The organism is Microbacterium sp., assembly GCF_047606385.1.
Lineage (GTDB): Bacteria > Actinomycetota > Actinomycetes > Actinomycetales > Microbacteriaceae > Microbacterium.
On record NZ_JASGEL010000117.1, the window covers coordinates 1 to 22,529 of the forward strand.

22 protein-coding genes are annotated in these 22,529 nt (G+C 67.6%); 16 read left to right on the top strand and 6 right to left on the bottom strand.

The annotated features are described in order from the left end of the window. The first annotated feature begins 271 nt into the window (after nucleotides 1-271). Nucleotides 272-2,356, top strand: a complete 2,085-nt coding sequence (locus QM626_RS11590; protein WP_415077103.1) for a hypothetical protein — start codon at nucleotides 272-274, stop codon at nucleotides 2,354-2,356. A 9-nt stretch (nucleotides 2,357-2,365) separates the two neighbouring features. Here the strand turns inward: QM626_RS11590 and QM626_RS11595 are convergent, their stop codons facing one another. Both QM626_RS11595 and QM626_RS11600 read right to left on the bottom strand, forming a co-directional pair. Next, nucleotides 2,366-4,198 (bottom strand): DUF262 domain-containing protein, encoded by a 1,833-nt coding sequence (locus QM626_RS11595; RefSeq protein WP_415077104.1) that lies wholly within the window; start codon nucleotides 4,196-4,198, stop codon nucleotides 2,366-2,368. Between the two features lie 172 nt (nucleotides 4,199-4,370). After that, on the bottom strand, nucleotides 4,371-4,574 hold the full coding sequence (locus QM626_RS11600; protein ID WP_415077105.1) for a ribbon-helix-helix protein, CopG family: 204 nt from the start codon (nucleotides 4,572-4,574) through the stop codon (nucleotides 4,371-4,373). 98 nt (nucleotides 4,575-4,672) lie between these two features. Between QM626_RS11600 and QM626_RS11605 the strand changes: the two genes are divergently transcribed. The 8 genes from QM626_RS11605 to QM626_RS11640 all read left to right on the top strand — a co-directional run bounded on the left by QM626_RS11605 (nucleotide 4,673) and on the right by QM626_RS11640 (nucleotide 10,744). After that, nucleotides 4,673-5,137, top strand: a complete 465-nt coding sequence (locus QM626_RS11605; RefSeq protein ID WP_415077106.1) for a multiubiquitin domain-containing protein — start codon at nucleotides 4,673-4,675, stop codon at nucleotides 5,135-5,137. Continuing rightward, nucleotides 5,134-5,514 (top strand): E2/UBC family protein, encoded by a 381-nt coding sequence (locus QM626_RS11610; protein ID WP_415077107.1) that lies wholly within the window; start codon nucleotides 5,134-5,136, stop codon nucleotides 5,512-5,514. The genes QM626_RS11605 and QM626_RS11610 overlap by 4 nt, the downstream gene beginning before the upstream one ends. Beyond that, on the top strand, nucleotides 5,511-6,887 hold the full coding sequence (locus tag QM626_RS11615; protein ID WP_415077108.1) for a ThiF family adenylyltransferase: 1,377 nt from the start codon (nucleotides 5,511-5,513) through the stop codon (nucleotides 6,885-6,887). The genes QM626_RS11610 and QM626_RS11615 overlap by 4 nt, the downstream gene beginning before the upstream one ends. Before the next feature lie 89 nt (nucleotides 6,888-6,976). Then, nucleotides 6,977-7,210: a DUF6527 family protein gene (locus QM626_RS11620; RefSeq protein ID WP_415077109.1), complete on the top strand. Its 234-nt coding sequence runs from the start codon at nucleotides 6,977-6,979 to the stop codon at nucleotides 7,208-7,210. Beyond that, nucleotides 7,207-8,157 carry an SDH family Clp fold serine proteinase gene (locus QM626_RS11625; protein WP_415077110.1) on the top strand — a complete coding sequence of 317 codons (951 nt, stop codon included), beginning with the start codon at nucleotides 7,207-7,209 and terminating at the stop codon, nucleotides 8,155-8,157. Before QM626_RS11620 ends, QM626_RS11625 begins: the two co-directional genes overlap by 4 nt. Nucleotides 8,158-8,347: 190 nt before the next feature. After that, entirely contained in the window at nucleotides 8,348-8,479 is a 132-nt protein-coding gene (locus QM626_RS11630; RefSeq protein WP_415077111.1) for a hypothetical protein, read from the top strand. 231 nt (nucleotides 8,480-8,710) lie between these two features. After that, entirely contained in the window at nucleotides 8,711-9,880 is a 1,170-nt protein-coding gene (locus QM626_RS11635; protein ID WP_415077112.1) for an ATP-binding protein, read from the top strand. A gap of 105 nt (nucleotides 9,881-9,985) precedes the next feature. Continuing rightward, complete coding sequence (locus tag QM626_RS11640; RefSeq protein ID WP_415077113.1) at nucleotides 9,986-10,744, top strand: hypothetical protein; 759 nt, start codon at nucleotides 9,986-9,988, stop codon at nucleotides 10,742-10,744. Between the two features lie 174 nt (nucleotides 10,745-10,918). Here QM626_RS11640 and QM626_RS11645 read toward each other — a convergent pair whose 3' ends face one another. Beyond that, complete coding sequence (locus tag QM626_RS11645) at nucleotides 10,919-11,356, bottom strand: hypothetical protein (RefSeq protein WP_415077114.1); 438 nt, start codon at nucleotides 11,354-11,356, stop codon at nucleotides 10,919-10,921. Nucleotides 11,357-11,703: 347 nt separating this feature from the next. Here QM626_RS11645 and purL point away from each other — a divergent pair, with 347 nt between their 5' ends. Further along, nucleotides 11,704-14,037, top strand: coding sequence for a phosphoribosylformylglycinamidine synthase subunit PurL (gene purL / locus QM626_RS11650; RefSeq protein ID WP_415077115.1), 2,334 nt, complete (start codon nucleotides 11,704-11,706; stop codon nucleotides 14,035-14,037). Between the two features lie 2 nt (nucleotides 14,038-14,039). Next, nucleotides 14,040-14,171, top strand: a complete 132-nt coding sequence (locus QM626_RS11655; RefSeq protein WP_415077116.1) for a hypothetical protein — start codon at nucleotides 14,040-14,042, stop codon at nucleotides 14,169-14,171. Nucleotides 14,172-14,178: 7 nt separating this feature from the next. Here the strand turns inward: QM626_RS11655 and QM626_RS11660 are convergent, their stop codons facing one another. Further along, nucleotides 14,179-14,475, bottom strand: coding sequence for a chorismate mutase (locus QM626_RS11660; protein WP_415077117.1), 297 nt, complete (start codon nucleotides 14,473-14,475; stop codon nucleotides 14,179-14,181). Nucleotides 14,476-14,551: 76 nt separating this feature from the next. Here QM626_RS11660 and QM626_RS11665 point away from each other — a divergent pair, with 76 nt between their 5' ends. Then, nucleotides 14,552-15,670 (top strand): AI-2E family transporter, encoded by a 1,119-nt coding sequence (locus QM626_RS11665; RefSeq protein WP_415077118.1) that lies wholly within the window; start codon nucleotides 14,552-14,554, stop codon nucleotides 15,668-15,670. A 145-nt stretch (nucleotides 15,671-15,815) separates the two neighbouring features. Here QM626_RS11665 and QM626_RS11670 read toward each other — a convergent pair whose 3' ends face one another. Next, nucleotides 15,816-17,006 (bottom strand): lactonase family protein, encoded by a 1,191-nt coding sequence (locus tag QM626_RS11670; protein ID WP_415077119.1) that lies wholly within the window; start codon nucleotides 17,004-17,006, stop codon nucleotides 15,816-15,818. Further along, entirely contained in the window at nucleotides 17,006-18,292 is a 1,287-nt protein-coding gene (locus QM626_RS11675) for an adenylosuccinate synthase (protein WP_415077120.1), read from the bottom strand. The genes QM626_RS11670 and QM626_RS11675 overlap by 1 nt, the downstream gene beginning before the upstream one ends. Nucleotides 18,293-18,546: 254 nt before the next feature. Here QM626_RS11675 and argG point away from each other — a divergent pair, with 254 nt between their 5' ends. From argG to QM626_RS11695, 4 genes are all read left to right on the top strand, one after another. Next, the gene (gene argG / locus QM626_RS11680; RefSeq protein WP_415077121.1) at nucleotides 18,547-19,989 is read left to right on the top strand and encodes an argininosuccinate synthase; all 1,443 of its coding nucleotides are present in this window, start codon (nucleotides 18,547-18,549) and stop codon (nucleotides 19,987-19,989) included. 159 nt (nucleotides 19,990-20,148) lie between these two features. Next, nucleotides 20,149-20,787: a TetR/AcrR family transcriptional regulator gene (locus tag QM626_RS11685; RefSeq protein ID WP_415077122.1), complete on the top strand. Its 639-nt coding sequence runs from the start codon at nucleotides 20,149-20,151 to the stop codon at nucleotides 20,785-20,787. Next, nucleotides 20,787-21,452 (top strand): hypothetical protein, encoded by a 666-nt coding sequence (locus tag QM626_RS11690; protein WP_415077123.1) that lies wholly within the window; start codon nucleotides 20,787-20,789, stop codon nucleotides 21,450-21,452. The genes QM626_RS11685 and QM626_RS11690 overlap by 1 nt, the downstream gene beginning before the upstream one ends. After that, nucleotides 21,449-22,529, top strand: a 1,081-nt coding sequence (locus QM626_RS11695; RefSeq protein ID WP_415077124.1) for a YhgE/Pip family protein, incomplete at its 3' end; no start/stop codon positions are given. The genes QM626_RS11690 and QM626_RS11695, both read left to right, overlap by 4 nt.

Consider the following 22,529-nt stretch of genomic DNA (forward strand, 5'->3'; position numbering starts at 1 on the left):
CGATCACGAGCAACCGCGACGACGTCCTCACGGAACTCGCGGGGATAGGGCTTGGGCATGATGACATCCTCCCAGCGGCACCTCTCGGCACCACAGATCAGTTGTCACCTATACGTTCAGCAGACCCTACTTCGAAGCAGGCGCTATCTACTTCCTCAACACGCAGGCCGCCTCAACATCCGCTCGCATCACCAAACGGTCCGACAACCAGCGCTACACGATCTGGGAAACCATCGCCAACACCGTGCGATTGCGCGGGAGCCGTTTCCTCGTGGTCGTCGACGAGGCGCACTACGGAGTGACGGAGAAGCCGGGTGGCTCTCCGACCGTCGTGAACAAGATCATCAACGGCGAGCCCCCCATCCCCGTGTTCGTCGGGATCTCGGCCACCGCACAGCGGCTGAACAAAGCCCTCGAGCAGCAGAACCGGTTTCGCAAGAACTATGTCGTTCCGATCGAGAAGGTCCGTGACTCCGGGCTCGTCAAGGACCGGATTGTGCTCGCGCCGGCAGCTGTGCAGGGCGAAGTCACCGCGGACACGACCTTCGTTCGACTGGCAGTGCAGAAGACACTCGAGTTCGAGCAGCGTTGGGAGGCGTACGCCCAGCAACAGGGCGAAGCCGCGGTGAAGCCTGCACTCGTTGTTCAGCTCCCCGATCAACGTTCCGACGACGACGAGTTCCTCGAGCTCGTGCGAGCGGTAATCGATGCCATCACCCAGGAGTGGCCCGGGCTCGTCGCGTCAAACATCGTCCACACCTTCGCGGAACGTGCGCCAATCGATCTCGGACCGCATCGAGCCGTGCGCTACATGCCCCCGCAGGACATCCAGGACGCAACCCACGTGCGCGTCGTGCTGGCGAAGAATGCGATCACCACCGGCTGGGACTGCCCTCGCGCGGAAGTGCTCGTCTCGCTCCGCGCGTCGGTCGATTACACCCCGATCGCTCAGCTCATCGGCCGGATCGTCCGTCAGCCGCTCGCCAGGCGGATTGCGTCTGATGAATCGCTAAACCGAGTCCAGGCGTACCTTCCGCGATTCGACCGCAACACCGTCATGCAGGTCGTCGGCCAGTTCGCGGGAGGGGAGGCGGGCGCGACCGCCGAGATCGTACGTCTGACCCTCGACTACGGCGCACCAAGCGGGATGGAAGCTGCACTCAAGGTGCTCGCCGGACTGCCCACCTATGTGGTTCCGTCCCAGTCCTCCACGCCGGACGTGCGGCGCCTCCATGCGCTGGCAACGCTTCTCGAGAACGATGGCATCCGTCCGAGTGCGGCCTCCCACGCAGCGGCATTCCTCAACGGGAAGCTCGATGACGAGGCGGGAAAGCTCACCGCATCTGGCGAGCTCGAGCCAAAACGAGAGGCCGTCTCGAGTGCATCGGTGTTCGAGCTGCTGACGTCGATCGACGGGTCCGTGATCGATGGGGAGCGGATCGTGACGGGAACCCGCCTCGATGCCAAGAACATCGACGATGTCTTCAAGCGAGCAAGTCGTGCGCTCAAAGACGGTACAGCCGAGTCATATTGGGCGTACCTCGTGGAGAAGGATCCGGACGAGGACCCGATTGAGGCGAAGATCACGGTCGCTGCTCTTGCGTTGACGGAGCACGTGGTGGACAACGTCGAGGCTGCCGCCGGATCGCTCGTGGCTGACTGGTTCAAGCATCACGCCAAGGCGATCTCACTTCTCCCGGAGGCTGACCGGTCGCGCTACGCACGGATCCAGGCCGAAGCAAGGGAGCCGGCACAGCGCCCGGGCATCATCGTCGATGGCACGATCGAGGATGCCGTCTCGATTCGGATGGAACCCGACTCGTCAGACGACCAACTCCGCGCCAACATCCGCGATGACCAGGCGAACCGCTGGCCGAAGCACGTCTACCAAGACGCAGATGGTCACTATTGGAAGAAGCCGTCCGCGACCGACGGGCTCGAACGCAAGGTCCTGGGCGCTGAGCTCGACGAGCCGACCCTGGTGGCTTGGTACCGAAACCCAACAGGTGGCGATCGCGCCCTCTGCATCCCCTACCGCGACAGCGGAACAGGATCGTGGGCACGACTGTTCCCTGACTTTGTCACCTTCCACGAGGTGGGCGGCAGCATCCAGCCGGCGATCATCGATCCCCACGGCATCCAACTCGAAGACTGGTCGGACAAGCTGCGCGGCTATCTCGACTACGCCGATGACCACGCGGCCGCCTATCGCGCGATCTGGCCGATCACTCAGATCGAAGGGAAGACGTTACTCCTCTCGATCCACGACACCGCGACACGCGGCGTCGTGCGTTCCGCTCTCGACGCCGGCGAAAGCGTCGAAGCGATCTTCCGGATGCACGGAATCGCGTACTGACAACCTCGATTAGTCCTCGAGGTCGCCTTCCCCGAGTTCGGCATCAATGTCGACCGGAAGCGCTGCGACGGAAGCAACGCCACTCTGGGTCTGCAGCTTGTCCTTTATGCGTGCGACGAGGGAGTCGCGACGCGAATCGTAGAAGGCGAGGAATCCGTCAACGTCGTGCGGCAATGTGGGTGGCAGTGCGTTGGCTTTGAGGAACGCTGCATACTCATCTGCTCCGGGATAGTGGTCAACGACCCACGTGTCCGGCGCCGCGTCGGACTTGCCGACGTTTTCGGGACCGGGAAGCAGTTCCAGATTCGGGAGGAGGTCCCGCTTGCCGACGAGATCGTCGACGGCGGCGTTGCTGAGGCGACGGGTTCCGTCGCCATTCTTCAAAGCCCGAAGGGCCCTCGGATCGAGCTGGGCCTTCGGGAAGATGTGATCTACGTGGTACTGCATCCGCGTATCGACGTGGTCGAAGAGCGTGGCCAAGACGGCCCACGTACGACCACCTCCATAAGAGAGCCCGAGGATGTCCTCAATGAGGGCGTCGTTGACATCGAGCGACTTGCCACGACGGGCCATTGCGCGCTCGATCGAGGCGAGGGGGAACTTGTCCTCGCCCTCCAACCGGATGATCTCGCGCAGGTCACGCAGGAGGGTGTCCAAGCCAGAACCCCACACTCCGCGAGCGATGAGAGACCGGAGTACCCAAGATCGGAGCGCTGCGCGATCCTCACGATCGTGCTTCTTGTCTGACACGCGGTACGTCGGCGGCAGCCCGCGGCGGTGCACGTAATAGGCAACGGGAATGAGCACGCTGTCCGCCGTCAAGGTACCGCCCGAGAGCCCGAAGTCGGCGAGCAACTCGGCTGCGATGCGCAGCGACGTACTGATCTCGTCCCACTTGGACTCCAGCGTCGCCATGTTGGCAGTCGTGAAGTTCTTGACCTTGAAGCCGACGTCCCCGACGTCGGCGAGGACGAGACCCGACTTCAGAACAGTGTCTTGGGAGAAGTCGAACCCCTGCCCAGTCGTGTTCAGGGCGTCAACGAGGTCGTGAACGGCGGCGCGAGCATCCTTCTCCTTCCACTGGGCTGTGGCGATCGACATCAGCAGATCGCTGTAGGAGAGAACGGTCCCGCCCGAGTTCACACGAACGAAGATGTCGAGGACTCGCTCGATGTCCTGGTCGGTCTCCTCGTAGAAGTGGAGGCTCTGGTTGTGGTGAACCTCTTGCCACAGGAGGCTGATCATCTCCACGGCCTTGGCTTCGTTTCCGACCCCGTACTTCACGGGGATCTGCGCCATCTGAAACGCCTCGCCCGCCTCGAAGATGTCACTGATCGGGAACCACTTCTTGGTGTCGTCATCGGCCGCCTGCTCGATCTGCTCCTTGGTGAGGAACGAGAGGTGATACTTCAGACCAGCCTCGTTCTCGGGCGCTTCGCCGAGGAGGTTGAGATAGAGCCGCCGCTCCGGATATGACCAGGCCTTGTTGGCCCATGCACGCGGATTTCGATACGCGTACGTGCCCCTGAGCCCAATGTTCAGCGACGTCAGGCGCTGCTGGCCGTCGAGGACAGCGATCACCTCGCGGTCGGTCGGGATGTCGACGACAGGGTTGTGCTTCTTGTCGTATCCGCTGTAGTCCCTCATGAACCCGTAGAACTTGAACGCACCGACCGTTTCGGGCAGGACCTTCCACGAGAGAAAGCTGCCGACCGGATACCCGCGGAGCACCGAGTCGAAGATCTTGATCACCTGCGACGGCTTCCACACGTACTCACGCTGGATCGCCGGCAGGATCAACTCGTTCTTCTGGATCAGCTTCAGTGCTGTCGCAATGGTCATCGGTTCTTTGTGGCCCACGACGGAACACTATCGAGGAGCGCGGACACGACTATGCGGGTGAGTTCGCGTCGAAAGGAATCGATGGCCCGAACCAAGCTGCCCGGGTACTGCCCATCCGAGTGGGTGGGTAAAGGCGCCCGGGTCTGCACCAGAGCCTTTCACCTACACAATCTCAGCGAAGTAGGCCTTGAGCGCGCTGGATTCGCTCGCGAAGGCCTTCCTGGAACTCGTCGGTCTTGCTCACGGTATCGATGTGGGTGGAGATCGCGGCTCGGATCACGTCCGAGATGGGTCGGTTCTCGACACTGGCAACGGTTTCGAGTTGCTCGGCCTGCTCGACCGAGAGGCGGATGGTCATAGCTTTCTGTTCCGACATTCCCCTATCATGCCACCACCTAGGGTAGCGTGCAAGTCACCTTGGTTGTGTGATACCGTGGTATCTCGCGAAGTTCCCGAGCGTCCGAGGAGGACACCTTGAGCACAACCCCTGAATCTCGCGCAGCGAAGATCACCATCCACATCGACAAGCAGCCGTACAAGATCAAGCCCGGCCTCACACCGGTCACGAAGCTGCGTCAGCTTCCCGAGCCACCTGTGCCGGCGGGCCGAGACATCTGGCTCGACATCGACGACGCGCAGGACGAGATCCTCGACAACGAGGGGAGCATCGACCTGGCCGACGGGATGCGGTTCTTCACCGAGATCGACGGCATCACGATCCGCATCGACCGTGTCGAGTACGAGGTGTTCCAGCGGAAGATGACGGGCGCTGAGCTGCGCGCGCTTCCCAGCCCGGACGTCGCCGCGGACCGTGACCTGTGGCGGGACGTTCCGGACAAGCGCGACGTCAAGGTGCAGGACGAGGACATCGTCCGTCTCAAGGACGGGATGCGGTTCTTCACCGCCCCGGGCCGTATCAACCCGGGTGCGCGGCCGTGAAGCTGCCCGAACCGGACGCCGCCTTCCTCGAACGCGCGGGCATCCCGCATCGCGTGTTCGAGGAGGGCGGGATGCTGAACGTCGAGCTCCTCGACTTTCCTCTCCCGGCTGGCCTCAACGCGCGTCACGCCAGCGTGTTGTTCCGGCTGTCGCCGAGTTATCCTGACACCCCGCCGGACATGTGGTGGATCATTCCGCACCTGACTCCAGTCGGTGGTGGGCAGATCCCCGCGACCGAGGTCATCGAGACGATCGACCAGCGTAGCTGGCAGCGTTGGTCCCGCCATCTTGACCCGGCCGCGTGGCGATCCGGGATCGACGGGCTGGAGAGCTACGTGCGCTTGCTCCGCAACGAACTGAGTAGCGCCGCCGCATGACCATCGCGCTCCGAGTCACCGAGGCACTCCACGACCGGCTACTAGCGATGGCGACAGGGCCGGTCGAGACCGGCGCTGTCCTCATCGCCCACCTCGTCCCCACCGGGAGCACCGCTACCGTCCTGCTCGGCGCGGACCTCATCGAGGTACCGGATGACGCGTACGAGGTCCGCGCTGACCAATCCCTGCAGATCACGTCCGACGGATACGTGCACGCCCTCAAGACCGCACGGGAGCAGGGGGCCGTGGCGATCTGGGTGCACTCGCACCCCGGGAACCACGCCATCCCGCTCCCCAGCCGACACGACCGACTCGTCAACAACCAGCTCGAGGGACTCTTCGGAGACCGCACCGAGACTGACCAGTATGGGTACCTGATCGTCAGCCACGCCGACGGCGCGCTCACCTTCACCGGCGCGCTCACCGGGCCAGCCAGCGGACCCATCGAACTGCTCTCCGCGCTCGGTGAACGGTGGCTGTTCCGCAGCAGCTACGGCACCGCCGCCACGGGCGCGCCGGACCTCTTCGACCGGAACATCCGCGCCTTCGGCGACGGCATCCAGAACACGATTAGTCAGCTCACGGTCGCCGTCGTCGGAGCCGGTGGCACGGGCTCCGTTACGGCCGAGCAACTGTGCCGACTCGGAGTCAGGTCCTTCATCCTTATCGACCCGGACACGCTGTCCTCCTCCAACACCACCCGCGTCTACGGCTCGACCCCGGCGGATGTCGGGCGAGCGAAGGTCGACGTCCTCGGCGACCACCTGCAACGCATTGCCGACGGCGTCCATGTGGAACGGATCCAAGGCACCGTCACGACCGAGCACGTCGCTCGGGCGCTGCTCCGCGCGGATGTCGTGTTCGGGTGCACCGACGACAACGCAGGCCGGCTGCGCCTATCCCGCCTCCCTTCCTACTACCTCACACCACTCGTCGACTGCGGCATCCAGATCCATGCGGACGACGACGGCATCATCTCGGGGATTTTCGGCCGCGTCACCACGCTCTACCCTGGTGCGGCCTGTCTCACCTGCCGAGATCGAATCGACCTAAGCCTCGCGGACGCAGAAATGCGCGCGGGGGACGAGCAGCAGCGGCTGGAGAAGGAGGGATACGCGCCCGCTCTTCCCGGCGTGGAACCCGCCGTGGTGGCATTTACCACGGCGGTGGCAGCGACAGCGGTCAGCGAGTTTCTCGAGCGGCTCGTCGGATACGGCGAGACCCCGAGCCCGACCGAAGTCATCCTTTACATCCACGACCGTGCTGTACGAGCGAACGCCCAAGACCCCCGCCCAGGTCATTACTGCGACCCGTCCACCCGACGCGTCGGGACCGATCGTGACATGTTCCTGGGGCTGAATTGGGTGTCCTGAGGCGGCTCCGCTACTGGCGCAGGTGGAAGGCAGATCTGCGAACCGAGTCCGCAAGCGACATCCCCGACATCATTCCTGCACGCCATGCGGTGATCGTCGGAACGCAGGCACACCAGAAATGGCTGGTGTTCGACTGCCCGTGCGGACACGGCCACCGGGTCATGCTGAATCTCGACAGCAGCCACTACCCTCGATGGCGCATCACCAACGACTACCCGATCACCCTGATCCCCAGCGTCAACGAACACAGCCACGCGGGGCACTGCCATTACATCGTGCGCGACGGCCGCATCCGATGGGTCGAAGAAAGGAACCGCGCATGACTGCCACCGAAGACTCAGACCCCACCCCGCCGGACGGCGACGTCCCGCCGACATTCGTCCCCACACCCGTTCCAGCGCCACAACCCACGCCCGCACCAAGGATCCCCTCGAAGACTCCTCTTTACGAGGCGATGCACGCCGCGCGGTACTTCCGTCAGTCGGTGATCAAGCAGATCGAGCAGATCACCGCCACCACACTAATCTGCTACGTAGCTCCCTCGTCGGAGATCGACCGCCACGATGTGATCGCAATGGTCGACCTTCTGCACAACGTGGTGCCAGGCTCAGCGATCGACCTCTTGCTGCATTCGCCCGGAGGCAGCATCGACGCGGCGGAGAAGCTCATCGCTCTGATCCGCAAGCGTGCTGGTACGGCACGGGTCCGTGTCATCGTTCCGGACTACGCGAAGAGCGCCGCCACCCTCCTGGCTCTCGGCGCTGACGCGATAGTCATGTCTGATTCCTCCGAGTTGGGTGTGATCGACCCCCAGATCAGCATGCCCAACGTCAACGGACATCCGCACACGCTCTCGGCTCAGAGCTACCTCGACGCCTTCAACCTGCACGCCACGAATCTGAAGAACGATCCCGATGATCCGGTGGCGCGTCTCATGTTGTCCAAGATGGATCCGGCAACTGTCCGAAAGCTCGAGCGGATCACAACCCGTTCTCGTTCGATCGCAGAGGCGCTACTTGCGACCGCGATGGTGAAGGACGAGGAGGAAGCGACCAGGATCGCCAAGGAGCTCAGCGATACCAAGAAGTGGCACTCCCACGGTCAGATGATCTCCCACGAGGCGGCAGCCAAGCTCGGCTTGATTGTCACCTACCTCGCGCCGCACGATCAGCTCTGGCAGCTCTACTGGCGCCTGTTCTGCTTGCAGCTCACCGCCGCGGACGGTCCCATCAAACTCTTCGAAGGCTCGTACGCCTCGCTCGCACTGTGATCGGGACGACGACGAATGCACCTCCACCAACACGTCCAGGCAGCCGGCCTGAACCTTGCCGCTCGCACCCACGGGTTTGCAAGCTCCCGATACCGGTCGTGCCCCCTCGAGGTCGTTCGAGAGGGCACGGAGTCACTTGGTCAGTGGACTCCTGACCGTACCGCACGTGGGTGGGGAAGGAGTATGCCGCATGGCTAAGTCGCAGAATCGCGTCACGAGCAAGGCAGTCGCGTCGAAGGCCTCGAAGGCCCTCAGCGACGGTCGTTCGTCGAACCGGACCAAGAGCATCGCTGCTAGCGCGCTGTCCCAGCGCAAGAAGTAGCAGTGCCGGTGTTCTCGCAACGGCCTGCGAGAACACCGCAACCACTTCCCGTCAGTTGAGTGGAGAAGGTCCGTTTCGGACTACGCGGTCTCGAGACGAGCGGTCGTTGAGACGATCCCGCGCATTGCGCACCCTGCTTAGCGACGCGACTCTGCGTTGCTTTATACAAGAGTGTATGCGCGTATAGAGAATAGCTATACTTGGCTACACTTTTGTAGAAGGGCTCGGGACATGGACCCCATCCGTAATCCCTACTCTCCCGGCGCCGGCCGCAAGCCGGCAGCGCTGGTCGGACGAGACGATGCGTTGCGCGGGTGGTCGACCTCGCTGGAGCGAGCTCAGATCGGACGCACCGATCAGCCCTTCGTGCTCTACGGCCTTCGTGGAGTGGGGAAGACAGTTCTGCTGTCGGAGTTCCGCCGAAACGCGGCCCGCAAAGAATGGATCGTCGCTCAGATCGAGGCGGGCACCGGGAAGGCTCTGCGGGAGCTTCTCGGGGAAGCGCTCTACGCTCCGCTGGTGGATCTGGCCCGCCCGAGTGCGGGACGACGACTGCTGAAAAGTCTGAAGACGGCGCTGAGCTTCAAGGCGTCTTACGATCTCTCCGGCACGTGGACTTTCGGAGTCGACCTGTCCGGAGCATCCGGAGGTGGCGCCGACACCGGCATTCTGGAAACCGATCTGAAGAAGCTCATCCACGATCTCTCTGACGCCGCCAACGAAGAGGGCACCGGGCTGGCGATACTCATCGACGAGGCTCAAGACCTCCAGGACGCGGAGCTCGCCACGCTGTGCACGATCGCCCACGCGGCCGCGCAGGACAACTGGCCCGTGCTCCTCGCGTTTGCTGGCCTGCCGAGCCTGCCCCGCATCCTCGCCGAAGCGCGTTCCTACGCGGAGCGGTTTCAGTACACACATATCAGGCAGCTCGACACCGAGGTCGTGGCCCAGGCCCTCACCATTCCCGCTGCACTCGAAGATGCTGAGTGGAGTGACGAGGCCGTCGATGTCGTCGTGGAAGCGTCGGGGAGATATCCCTACTTCCTGCAACAGTTCGGCCAGGAAACGTGGAACGTCGCAACGGGACCTCGGATCGAGGCCGACGACGCGAGGCTTGGCGTCGCCCAGGGCAACAATCAGCTCGACAACGGATTCTTCCGCGCCCGATGGGACCGGGCCACCCGATCCGAACAGGCATACCTGCGCGCCATGGCTCCCGATGGCGACAGTGGCAGCTCATCCGGTGAAGTCGCCACACGAATGTCACGCACTCTCGCGAGCCTCGGCCCCACGCGCGCGTCACTCATCAGCAAAGGCCTCATCTACGCGCCCGAGCACGGGGTCATCGCTTTCACAGTGCCAGGAATGGCCGCCTTCATCGAGCGCCAGATCGCTGCGTAGTAAACGTCGCTCGTCCGAGCGACGTCCTCTACGGCTCAACCCGCCGGAAAGCGTGACGACAACCCGAGCCCCAACCCGCCATCCATGCGTCGGTAGTGTGACGACATGGGGAATGAGGCGCAGAACGCGAAGCCGATCATGAAGAAGATGCTGGTCGAGATACCGGCAGGTGCCGAGCTCACTCCATCCAAGAAGATTCTGGGCGCGTCCAGCCCGTTGGTGCACGGTCGCGACGGCGTCTCGAGCCAGGTTGTCTTGCACGAGATCCCGAGCAAGATGACAAAGTTCATGCACAGCCGGTATGCCGATTTCCTCCTCGACCTTGCCGTCGCGGCGGCAATTGCAGGCGGTGAAGCCGCCATCAAGCACGGTGTCCCAAAGTTCAAGCAGTATCTAGCCGACCGTCGAGCAACGGCCGCAGCAAATGCCCCGGCCCGAGACAGTTCCCCCGATACCGTCGCTCTCGCCAAGCCTGGAGCTGTCGAGACCAGCGACCCTGGGGACGACATCGTCGAGACGGATCCCTCATTGACCAGCGACCAGTGGTACCAACTATTCTTCGACGCCGTTGCGCACGGAGTCGCCGGGAAACTCCACCAGGAGATCAGCGCCGAGAAGTGGCGCGAGCTGGCCAACGCTCAGATCGTTGACGATCCCGCTACCCAAGAACTCGCTCAAGCAATGAGAGAGCTCTCGCCGGAGGAGGTGAGCGCAGGAGTCGACCGTGTTCTCGAGGAGCACCCAGAACTGCGCAACGAGGACCCCATCCTCCTAATGCAGCGCCTGTTCGACGACAACGCAAAGCCAACCAAGCGGCAGTCGCTGGAACCTAACGAGGATGAAGAGGACGATCCTTCCGAATGATGACGCGCGGATGCTCTGGTGCGCGACAAGAGCACTGCGCCAGAAGGGCAGCCGCCAACGCCAGGAAAGTGTCATGACAAGGTCGACCCGAACCACCCGAAACCTCGCGCACTACGTGACATCCAGTGTCATCGCACCGCGTTCCCGACACGAGGTGGATGTCGAGCGGCCGGGTCACGCCAGATCGTCCGGCGCGATCACGCACAGACCGCCGTCGTGCAACAGCAGCTGCGCACGCACGCGTCCACCCCGCTCGCGCAACGCCTCACCGAACGCGCGCGCCCACTCGCGGGTCGTTCGATCGAGCCGGCGCCCGCCGCGCCGCTCCCAGATCACCACGACCCGGGCCACGTCGCATTCGCGCATGACCTGACCGAAGCGGGCACCGTACAGCTCGGCCGCCGTGAGCGTGCCCAGGTCGTCTGTCATCACCGGCAGATGCGGGTCGCGCGGGTAGTCGTCGGTGGGTATCGCGGGCCCGACCGGTCGATGCTCCTCGTCGAGGAAGAAGAGCCACAGCCGGCGGCGAAGCGCCGGGCCCAGGAGGGGAGCGAAGTGGCGAACGAGGCCTTCGTCGTCGCTGAGCGTCGGGGAGGTGATCGGCGTGTTCATGCCGGCCACGGTGCCTCGCCCGCATCGGCCGCATCGCGGCATCCTCCCCATCTGTGGACAACGTCGTCGCCGATGCGGCTGGGGAGGAGACTCCGCGCATCGCGGCCGGAGGCGATCCCGACCGCTGAGCCGGCCCCGGCCACGAGCAGAACTCAGGACATGTCGTCGCACGCCGGCCGGGGAGCCTCGGGATCCCGCAAGCGACCGAGCACGCGATCACCGTCGTCCTGTGTTTTGCGCCCGAGGACGAGCGACGCGCCTGACGTCGAGCGACGCCCGCGGGCGGAGCGGCGCGCCCGCGTAGACTGGATGCCGTCCGGCATCCGCGATTCTTGGAGTTCAGCCGCGTGACCACCCCCGCAGAAGGCGCCGTGAAGGTCGCCGACACCATCGAGAACGCCGTCGCGACCCCGGAGCGGGAACAACCGTACGACGCGCTGGGCCTGACCGCCGGCGAATACGAGCAGATCAAGGGCATCCTCGGCCGGCGCCCCACCAGCGGCGAGCTGGCGATGTACTCGGTGATGTGGAGCGAGCACTGCTCCTACAAGTCGAGCAAGGCCTACCTGCGCCAGTTCGGCCAGAAGGTCAGCGACGAGATGAGGACGCGCCTCATGGTCGGCATGGGCCAGAACGCCGGGGTCGTCGACATCGGCGAGGGCTGGGCGGTGACCTTCAAGGTCGAGTCCCACAACCACCCGAGCTACGTGGAGCCGTTCCAGGGCGCCGCGACCGGCGTCGGCGGCATCGTCCGCGACATCATCTCGATGGGCGCACGTCCCGTCGCCGTGATGGACCAGCTGCGCTTCGGCGCCATCGACCACCCCGACACCGCGCGGGTCGTGCACGGCGTCACCGCCGGCATCTCCTTCTACGGAAACTGCCTGGGCCTTCCCAACATCGGCGGAGAGACCGTGTTCGACGCGGTCTACCAGGGCAACCCGCTCGTCAACGCGCTCGCGGTCGGCGTCCTGCGCCACGAGGACCTCAAGCTCGCGAACGCGAGCGGCGCCGGCAACAAGGTCGTGCTGTTCGGCGCCCGCACCGGCGGCGACGGCATCGGTGGCGCCAGCATCCTCGCCTCCGACACGTTCACCGAGGACGGCCCCACCAAGCGCCCCGCGGTGCAGGTCGGCGACCCCTTCGCCGAGAAGGTGCTCATCGAGTGCTGCCTCGAGCTCTACCGTCTCGACCTGGTCGAGGCGATCCAGGACCTCGGCGCCGCCGGCATCTCGTGCGCGACCAGCGAGCTGGCGGCCAACGGCGGCTCCGGCATGCGCGTCGACCTCGAGCGGGTGCTGCTGCGCGACCCCTCGCTCACGCCGGAGGAGATCCTCATGAGCGAGAGCCAGGAGCGCATGATGGCCGTGGTCGCGCCCGACAAGCTCGACGCGTTCCTCGCCGTCGTGCGCAGGTGGGACGTCGAGACGAGCGTGCTCGGCGAGGTCACCGGCGACGGCCGCCTGCAGATCTTCTGGCACGGCGAGCAGATCGTGGACGTCGACCCCACCACGGTCGCCGTCGACGGCCCGGTGTACGAGCGCCCGGTGGCCTACCCGGCATGGATCGACGCCCTGCAGCAGGACTCCGCCGCGGCGCTGGCCCGCCCGACGGACGCCGAGACGCTGCGCGCGCAGTTCACGGCCCTGCTCGCGAGCCCGAACCTCGCCGACACCAGCTGGGTGACCAACCAGTACGACTACTACGTGCTGGGCAACACCGCTCTCAGCTTCCCCGACGACGCGGGCATGGTCCGCGCCGACGAGGGCTCCGGCCTGGGCTTCGCGATCGCCACCGACTGCAACGGGCGCTTCTGCCAGCTCGACCCCTACCACGGCGCCAAGCTCGCCCTCGCCGAGGCCTACCGCAACGTCGCCGTCACCGGCGCCACCCCGACCGCGGTCACCGACTGCCTGAACTTCGGCAGCCCGGAGAACCCGGAGGTAATGTGGCAGTTCTCGCAGGCCGTCGAGGGCCTGTCCGACGGCTGCCTCGAGCTCGGCATCCCCGTCACCGGCGGCAACGTCAGCTTCTACAACCAGACCGGGGACACCCCGATCCACCCCACGCCGGTCGTCGGCGTCCTGGGCATCATCGACGACGTCGCCCGCCGCATCCCGTCGGGGTGGCAGGACCCGGGCGAGAACCTCTACCTCCTCGGCGTCACCGCGAACGAACTCAGCGGATCCGCCTGGGCGCAGGTCGTGCACGACCACCTCGGCGGGCTCCCGCCCGCCGTCGACCTCGCCGCGGAGAAGCGGCTGGCCGAGCTGCTGCGCGCCGGGAGCGACCAGGGGCTCATCTCCAGCGCCCACGACCTGAGCGAGGGCGGCCTCGGCCAGGCGCTCGCCGAGGGCGTCCTGCGCTTCGGCGTCGGCGCCCGCGTCTGGCTGACCGAGATCATCGAGCGCGACGGGGTGGATGCCGCATCCGCGCTGTTCTCGGAGTCGACCGGCCGCGTGATCGTCTCGGTCCCGCGGGAGGAGGACGTCAAGTTCCGCGGCCTGTGCGCGGGCCGCGACTACCCGGTCCTGCGCATCGGCGTCACCGACAGCGCCGCCGACGGCGACGAGCCCGCCCTCGAGGTGCAGGGCCTGTTCACGGTGCCGCTGACCGAGCTGCGCGAGCTCAGCCGCAGCACCCTGCCCGCGGCCTTCGGGCCGACCGTCACGGAGGACTGACGATGAGCGACGACGAGTACGACGGCTTCCGGAACCGGCGCCAGGCGCGCATGAGGCTGGTGGCCTGGGTCGTCATCATCGCCCTGGTGCTCGTCGGCGGCGGGGCGACGGTGCTCGCGCTGCTGTTCAACTGAGCACGCGTCAACGGCCGTCGGCCGCGGCGGTGTGGTGCCGGATGACCTCTGCCACCACGAAGTTGAACCACTTCTCGGCGAACTCGGGATCGAGGTCCGCCTGCTCGGCCAGCGCGCGCAGCCGCGCGACCTGCTGCTCCTCCCGGGCCGGGTCGGATGCCGGCATGGCGTGCTCGGCCTTGAGGATGCCGACCTGCTTCGTGCGCCGGAAGCGCTCCGCGAGCATGTAGACGAGGGCGGCGTCGATGTTGTCGATGCTGGCGCGCAGGTCGAGCAGTGTCTGCCTCGGGTCCTGGTCGGTCATGGCGGTCCTCCTCACGGCCCCTCGACACTACCGTGCGCATCGATGCGCGACCGGTCGCCGCCCCTAGAGTGAGAGCATGAGCGAGCCCGATGCCGCCAGGCCGGCCCCTGTGACACCCCCGTCCGCGCCGTTGCAGTGGCGTGCGCTGCACTCTCCCTTCGGCGTCGGGTTCTTCGTGACCCTCGGCGGGCTCGCCGCGTTCGTGGTCGGCCTCGCGATCTCCAACCTCTCGACCGTGATCATCTACGTGGTCTTCGCGCTCTTCGCCGCGCTGGGGCTCGACCCCGTCGTGCGGATGCTGGAGCGCCACAGAGTGTCTCGCGCGTGGAGCATCGTCATCGTCTACTTCGGGTTCGCGCTCGTGCTCGTCGGCGTCCTGATGCTCATCATCCCGACCGCGGTCAGCCAGGTGACCCAGTTCGTCACCAGCCTGCCGACGCTGATCTCCGACTTCCAGCAGAGCGACCTCTACAACTGGCTGCACGACACCTTCGGCGCGTCGGTCGGCGACGTCCTCACGCAGGTGCAGCAGTTCCTGACCACCCCGAGCAACATCGCCACGATCGGCGGGGGCGTGCTGAAGGTGGGCATCACGATCGTGACCGGCATCTCCGGCGTCATCATCATCCTGGTGCTCAGCCTCTACTTCCTCGCGACCCTGCCCACCATCAAGCAGGCGTTCTACCGTCTCGTGCCGGCGTACGGCCGGCCCCGCGTGAGCGACCTGACCGAGCAGATCACCGAGTCCATCGGCGGCTACCTGATGGGGATGGTCATCCTGGCCTTCTTCAACTCGCTGTTCGCCGGCCTGCTCTATCTGTTCCTCGGACTGCCGTTCCCGCTGCTGATGGCCGTCGTGGCGTTCTGCATCACCCTGATCCCGCTCGTCGGAACGGTGATGTTCTGGGTGATCGGCTCGGCGCTCGCCCTGTTCTCCAGCCCGCTCGCGGCACTGATCTTCGCCGCCGCCTACCTCGTGTACATGCAGGTCGAGGCATACGTGCTCACGCCGCGGGTGATGAACCGGGCGATCTCCATCCCCGGCGCGCTCGTCGTGATCGGCGCCCTGGTCGGCGGCACCCTGCTGGGTCTGCTCGGTGCGCTCGTCGCGATCCCGGTGACCGCCTCGATCCTGCTGATCATCAAGCAGGTCATCGTCCCCCGGCAGGACGCGAAGCTCGAACCGGGGCATTGACGCACCGCACGCGGCGACGGCATCCTCGTTCCCGCCTCCACTGCGATTTCGTGTAACCGGACGCCAGCTATGACACGCGATCGCATGAAAGCGATGCGGTCGTGGGAGTGCAGCCGCGAACGGCCCAGGGGCAGTGCCGACGAGGTCAGCGCGCCGGCAGCAGGCAGGTCGGCGACGGCACGATCGTGCGGTGACGGATGCGGCCGGGCGCGCCGGTGCGCTCGTCGAGCGTCAGCGAGGCGACCTCGTCGGAGCGCTGACCCGCGACGAGCACCGTGTCCCGCAGCACGACGTGATGGCGCGGCCAGTCCACTCCGCTGTCGGCGAGGGCGACGGGCGAGAGCCGATCGCCCTCGCCCGTCACGCGCAGCGTCGCGATCGTGTTGCTGCCCCGGACGCCGGCCACCACGAACGTCGCGTCCCGCGACAGCGCGATCTCGGCCGCGAGGTCGTCGTCGAGCAGCGCCGGCGAGAGGGACGCAGACGACACGAGATGCCAGTCACCGCGCTCGTCGGGGCGCAGCACGAAGACCTCGCGCGAGAGCTCGGTCACGACGTAGAGGTGCCCGCTCGGGTGCCAGCGCATGTGCCGCGGGCCGCTGCCGCGCGGCAGCACGACCCGGCCGCCGGCGCGCAGGCCGTCGGACGCCGGCCGCCAGAAGCGCACCTGGTCGAATCCCATGTCGGTGGTGGCGACGCCGCCGCCGGGCAGGAACAGAGCCTGATGCGCGCGGGAGACGCGTTCGTCGGTCGACGCCTCGCCCGCCGGCTCGGGCTCGTCGTCGGCCACGGGCACGAGGTGCGCGTACTCCTCGCCGGCGGCCGCGCGCAGCGCTCGTGCCGCCGCCGCGAGATCGAGGTCCGCGGCGGCGGAAGACCCGGCGTCAGGGCCCATGCCGTCTTCGGCATACGGATCGGTGGCCGCCGGCGCGAGCTGGGGGACACCGGGCCGGCCGTCGGCGTCCAGCCTCATCCGCACGACCCGGCCGTCGCCCCAGCACGACGCGACGAGGGATCCGCCGTCCGGTGCGACCGCGACGTGGCACACCAGTTCGCCCGCCGGGGCCGGCGCGCCCAGCGGCTCGAACGAGGCCTCGCCGATGCGCCGGAACGCCTGGACGGCACCCGCGCCCTCGAGCGCGGCGTACACCACCTCGAGCGAGGGATGCGGCGCCAGCCAGGACGGAGACCCGTCGGTGACGGCGACCGTGCCCGCGAAGCCGAGCGGCCCGCCGGCGAAGCCGTGCGGCACGTCGACGGCTCCTGCCCGCAGCTCGCCGACGCCGGCGGCCGCACCGTCCATGTCCGCGGTGTAGCCACCGACCCAGAAGCGCATCAGTCGACGAGGTCGTGGCGCACGATCACGGCGTCACGTGCGGGTCCGACCCCGATGACCGAGATGCGCGTCCCGCTCATCCGCTCGAGGGTCAGCACGTAGTCCTGCGCGGTCTGCGGCAGGTCCTCGAAGCGGCGGGCTCCGGAGATGTCCTCCCCCCAGCCCGGGAAGTACTCGTAGATCGGGGTGGCGTGGTGGAAGTCGCTCTGGTTGACCGGCATCTCGTCGAAGCGGCGACCGTCGACGTCGTAGGCGACGCACACCGGGATGCGGTCGAGGCCGGTGAGGATGTCGAGCTTGGTGAGCACCAGGTCGGTGATGCCGTTGATGCGGGTCGCGTAGCGGGCGACCGGGGCGTCGTACCAGCCGACGCGGCGCGGCCGGCCGGTCGTGGTGCCGAACTCGAAGCCGCGCGAGCGCAGCCATTCCCCCTGCTCGTCGAACAGCTCGGTGGGGAACGGTCCCGACCCGACCCGGGTCGAGTACGCCTTCACGATGCCGACGATGCGGTCCAGGCGGTTCGGGCCGACGCCCGAGCCGGTCGCCGCTCCCCCCGCGGTCGCCGACGAGCTCGTGACGAACGGGTAGGTGCCGTGGTCGATGTCGAGCATCGTGGCCTGGCCCCCCTCGAACACGACGACGTCCCCGGCGTCCAGCGCCTGGTCCAGCAGTAGCGCGGTGTCGCACACCAGGGGGCGGAGGCGCTCGACGTACGAGAGCAGGTCCTCGACGACCTCGTCGGCGGTGACGGCACGCCGGTTGTAGACCTTCACGAGCAGGTGGTTCTTCTGGTCGAGGGCGCCCTCGACCTTCTGCCGCAGGATGTTCTCGTCGAACAGATCCTGCATGCGGATGCCGACGCGGTTGATCTTGTCGGCGTAGGCCGGGCCGATGCCGCGGCCGGTCGTGCCGATCTGCCGTTTGCCGAGGAAGCGCTCGGTGACCTTGTCGAGGGTGCGGTGGTACGAGGTGATCACGTGCGCGTTGGCGCTGATGCGCAGACGCGAGGTGTCGACGCCGCGCGCGCTCAACGCCTCGAGCTCGGCGAACAGCACCTCCAGGTCGACGACGACGCCGTTGCCGATGACGGCGTTCACGCCGGGGGACAGGATGCCCGAGGGCAGCAGGTGCAGCGCGTACTTCTCGTCGCCGATGACCACGGTGTGGCCGGCGTTGTTGCCACCGTTGAACTTGACGACCCAGTCGGTGCGATCGCCGAGCAGGTCGGTCGCTTTGCCCTTGCCCTCGTCGCCCCACTGGACGCCGACGATCACGATGCCTGGCATGGGCTCACTCTCCGTTGTCGGACGGGTACACCCCATCCTATCCGGCGGCTCCCGGCGGCCCCTCGGGGGCGTCGCCATCCCTCAAATTCCCGACACTCGTGGTCGCCATCCCCGCAGATACCCGGCAGTCGTGGTCACCGCGCCACGGCGGTGGCCGCCACGAGCGCCGAGGATCTCGCCGGCGCGCCCCTGCGCCGGGCGTAGGGCGTCGCCTCTGTCAGGGCGCCCGACACCCCTCGGTAGGATTGAGGACCATGTCGAAGGTCCTCGAGTCCCTGCCCGTCGGCGAGCGCGTCGGCATCGCCTTCTCCGGGGGCCTTGACACCTCCGTCGCGGTCGCGTGGATGCGCGACAAGGGCGCGATCCCCTGCACGTACACGGGCGACCTGGGCCAGCCCGACGAGGACGACATCGATGCGATCCCCGGCCGCGCCCTCGAATACGGCGCCGAGGTCTCGCGACTGGTCGACTGCAAGACGGCACTCGTCGAGGAGGGATTCGTCGCGCTGTCGTGCGGCGCGTTCCACATCCGCAGCGGCGGCCGCACCTACTTCAACACCACGCCGCTCGGCCGCGCCGTCACCGGCACGCTGCTCGTGCGCGCCATGAAGGAGGACGGCGTCGACATCTGGGGCGACGGCTCCACCTACAAGGGCAACGACATCGAGCGGTTCTACCGCTACGGGCTGCTGGCCAATCCGGCGCTGCGCATCTACAAGCCGTGGCTGGACGCCGACTTCGTGCGCGAGCTGGGGGGACGCGCGGAGATGAGCGAGTGGCTCGTCGCGCACGGCTTCCCCTACCGCGACTCCGCCGAGAAGGCCTACTCGACCGATGCCAACATCTGGGGCGCGACCCACGAGGCCAAGACGCTCGAGCACCTCGACGTGTCGCTCGAGACCGTCGAGCCGATCATGGGCGTCGCCTTCTGGGACCCGGCGGTGGAGATCGCCGCCGAGGATGTCACGGTCGCGTTCGAGGCGGGCCGGCCGGTGGCGCTGGGCGGCATCCCCTACGACGACCCGGTGGCCCTCGTCTTCGAGGCGAACCGCATCGGCGGCCGCCACGGCCTGGGCATGAGCGACCAGATCGAGAACCGCATCATCGAGGCGAAGTCTCGCGGCATCTACGAGGCCCCGGGCATGGCGCTGCTGTTCATCGCGTACGAACGGCTCGTGAACGCGATCCTCAACGAGGACACGCTCGCGACCTACCACGAGCAGGGCCGCCGCCTCGGCCGTCTCATGTACGAGGGACGCTGGCTCGAGCCGCAGTCGCTGATGCTGCGCGAGTCGATCCAGAAATGGGTGGGATCGACCATCACCGGCACCGTCACGCTGCGCCTGCGCCGCGGCGAGGACTACAGCATCCTGGACACGACCGCGCCGGTCATGTCGTACAGCCCCGAGAAGCTCTCGATGGAGCGTGTGGGGGATGCCGCCTTCGGCCCCACAGACCGCATCGGTCAGCTCACGATGCGCAACCTCGACATCGCCGACTCGCGGACCCGTCTCGAGCAGTACGCGGGCCTGGGTCTGATCGGCGGACCGACCGGCGCCCTCGTCGGCCGCCTGGAGCGCGGGGTCGCCGAGGAGATCACCGAGCCCGCGGAGCCGCACACGATCGCCGAGGCCGAGCTGGCGGGGGCGACGGATGCCGCCAACGAGGCCTCCGCGTTCGACGCCGGCACCGACTGACCCGGGCGCGCCGCCTCTCCCGCGAGACCGCATCCACACGCCGAGACCGTGGGCTCGTACCACTGTCTCGGCGCCAGGGTGCGGTCTCGCGGCGAACCAGGAAAGGGACGGCAGCAGAAAGTTGCACACGCATGTGCAACTTAAGCGTAGACTCGGCGCGTGAGCACCCAGACGTCCCCGCGCAAGGACGCCGTCGCCAACCGCGCGGCCCTGCTCGACGCGGCCCGCGGCGTCGTCGCCCGCGATCCGCGTGCATCCATGGACACCATCGCGCGCGCGGCCGGCCTGTCGCGCCGCGCGCTGTACGGGCACTTCCCCGACCGCGACGCCCTCGTCGCGGAGCTCATCCGCACCGGCACCGGCCGCTTCAACGACCTCGCCGCCGGCATCGACGACACCGACGCGCCGCTGGCCCTCGCCGGTCTCACGCACCGCCTCTGGACCGCCGCCGCCCAGGTGCAGGTGGTCGCCGCGTTGGCCCTCGACGACGCGCACGTCGCCGAGACCGCGGCCGCGCTCGCACCGGTGCGCCGGCGCCTGGCCGGCATCGTCGCCGCCGGCCAGGCCGCCGGGACGCTGCGCACCGACATCCCGGCACCCGACCTCACCCGTCTCATCGAGGAGACGGCACGCATGGCGATCACCCGGCTGGATGCCGATGCCGGCCGCACCGCGGTCGCCGCCGTGCTCGGCGTCGCGGGCCTGTCGTGGCAGCAGGCCACGGACCTCATCGCCCAGCATCCCGAGCTGACCGACGACCCGGACCGGACCGGCGTCCCCACCCCCACGGAGCACTGATGCGCATCGACCTGCAGCACGTCTCGAAGGGCCGTCACGGCCTCGCCCTGCCCGAGACCTCCCTCTCCTACGGCGCCGGCGCCCGCCTCGCCGTCACCGAGACCGAGCAGCGCCCGGCCGTGCTCGGCCTCATCGCCGCCGGCCGCATGCGCCCCGACACCGGGCGCGTGCTCATCGACGGCGTCGAGGATGCCGCGTCCCTGCGCCGACGGGTCGCCCTCGTCGACGCGCCCGAGGTCAACGACCCCGCCCCGAACGTGTCGGCGTACGGCGTCGTCGCCGAGGAGCTCATGTTCGCCGGGCGCACCGCGAGCCCGATCGCCGTGCGCACGTGGCTGCGCGAGAACGACCTGGACGACCAGGCGCGCACGCCGTTCGCCGATGTCGCGCCGCCGGACCGCATCCGGCTGCTGCTCGAGCTCGCCGTGCTGCGCGCGGGCGTCGAGGCGCTCGTGCTCGTCTCGCCCGACCGTCACGGAGGCAGTCCGCACGTGTGGTGGGAGCTGTGCGAGCAGTTCGCCGACCGGGGCTACGGCGTGCTCGCCGTCGCCGGCGAGGCCGCCGGCACGGTCCTGTCCGAGCGTGCGATCCCGGCATCCGCCGCACGCGCGGACCCGGCATCCGCCGAGATGGACGTCGACACCGACACGGAGGTCGCCCGATGAAGGTCCCCGCGATGCTGATGGCCGAGCTGCGCCGGCTCACGTCGACGCGCATGTCGCTGATCGCGCTGATCGCGCTGATGTGCGTGCCGGTGATCTACGGCGGCCTCTACCTCTGGGCCAACCAGGACCCGTACGGCCGGCTCGACCAGGTGCCGGTCGCGCTCGTGGTCGCCGACGAGGGCGCGACGGTCGACGGCACCGAGACCGACTACGGCGACCAGGTCGCCTCGAACCTCGTCGAGGCGGGCGCGTTCGACTGGCAGCGCATGGACGCGGACGCCGCGGCGACGGCGCTGGCGAACGGCTCGGTCGACTTCGCCGTGACCATCCCGGCCGATTTCTCCGCCGCGCTGGTCTCGGCGTCGGGCGACGACCCGCACCAGGCCACGCTCGAGCTGGCGACCAACGACGCCAACAACTACCTCGCCTCGACGATCGGCGCGCAGGCGATCGAGAAGATCCGCGCCTCGGTGGCCGAGACGGTGGGACAGCAGGCCGCCCTGCAGCTGCTCGACGGTCTCGCGACCGTGCGCTCGAACCTGGTCGATGCGGCGGACGCAGCCTCGCAGCTCGCGGACGGCGCAGCCAGCGCGGTCGACGGCGCCACGCAGCTCGCCGACGGCGCGGCCCAGGTCGCCTCCGGCGCCGCCACGCTCGCGGACGGGACCGCCACACTGTCCTCCGTTGCGTCGCAGGTCGCCTCCGGCGCGGCCCAGGTCGCCTCCGGCGCCGCCCAGGTCGCCGCCGGGACGGCCACCCTCGACGGCTACGCCGATCAGGCCGGCACGGCTGCCCAGTCGGTCGTCGACGCGTTGCCGCAGGCGCGCTCCGACATCGAGTCGGCGCTGGTCGCGCAGGGACTGGACGCCGACCAGGTCACGGCGATCATGGCGCAGGTGGACGCGCTGGGCGAACGGGTGACCGCGGCGAACACGACCGTCCAGTCGGCCGTCGGGCAGGTCGACCAGCTCGCCGCCGGCGCCGCACAGGTCGCCAGCGGCGCGGCGTCCGTCTCCAGCGGCGCCTCGCAGGTCGCCGACGGCGCCGCGTCCGCGGCGTCCGGTGCGGCCTCGCTCA

Bases quoted from the DNA above. Each gene is read 5' to 3' on its own strand.
- QM626_RS11595 (WP_415077104.1), bottom strand. From the start codon at position 4,198: ATGACCATTGCGACAGCACTGAAGCTGATCCAGAAGAACGAGTTGATC.
- QM626_RS11600 (WP_415077105.1), bottom strand. From the start codon at position 4,574: ATGTCGGAACAGAAAGCTATGACCATCCGCCTCTCGGTCGAGCAGGCC.
- QM626_RS11615 (WP_415077108.1), top strand. From the start codon at position 5,511: ATGACCATCGCGCTCCGAGTCACCGAGGCACTCCACGACCGGCTACTA.
- QM626_RS11625 (WP_415077110.1), top strand. From the start codon at position 7,207: ATGACTGCCACCGAAGACTCAGACCCCACCCCGCCGGACGGCGACGTC.
- QM626_RS11630 (WP_415077111.1), top strand. From the start codon at position 8,348: ATGGCTAAGTCGCAGAATCGCGTCACGAGCAAGGCAGTCGCGTCGAAG.
- QM626_RS11635 (WP_415077112.1), top strand. From the start codon at position 8,711: ATGGACCCCATCCGTAATCCCTACTCTCCCGGCGCCGGCCGCAAGCCG.
- QM626_RS11640 (WP_415077113.1), top strand. From the start codon at position 9,986: ATGGGGAATGAGGCGCAGAACGCGAAGCCGATCATGAAGAAGATGCTG.
- QM626_RS11645 (WP_415077114.1), bottom strand. From the start codon at position 11,356: ATGAACACGCCGATCACCTCCCCGACGCTCAGCGACGACGAAGGCCTC.
- QM626_RS11655 (WP_415077116.1), top strand. From the start codon at position 14,040: ATGAGCGACGACGAGTACGACGGCTTCCGGAACCGGCGCCAGGCGCGC.
- QM626_RS11660 (WP_415077117.1), bottom strand. From the start codon at position 14,475: ATGACCGACCAGGACCCGAGGCAGACACTGCTCGACCTGCGCGCCAGC.
- QM626_RS11665 (WP_415077118.1), top strand. From the start codon at position 14,552: ATGAGCGAGCCCGATGCCGCCAGGCCGGCCCCTGTGACACCCCCGTCC.
- QM626_RS11670 (WP_415077119.1), bottom strand. From the start codon at position 17,006: ATGCGCTTCTGGGTCGGTGGCTACACCGCGGACATGGACGGTGCGGCC.
- QM626_RS11675 (WP_415077120.1), bottom strand. From the start codon at position 18,292: ATGCCAGGCATCGTGATCGTCGGCGTCCAGTGGGGCGACGAGGGCAAG.
- argG (WP_415077121.1), top strand. From the start codon at position 18,547: ATGTCGAAGGTCCTCGAGTCCCTGCCCGTCGGCGAGCGCGTCGGCATC.
- QM626_RS11690 (WP_415077123.1), top strand. From the start codon at position 20,787: ATGCGCATCGACCTGCAGCACGTCTCGAAGGGCCGTCACGGCCTCGCC.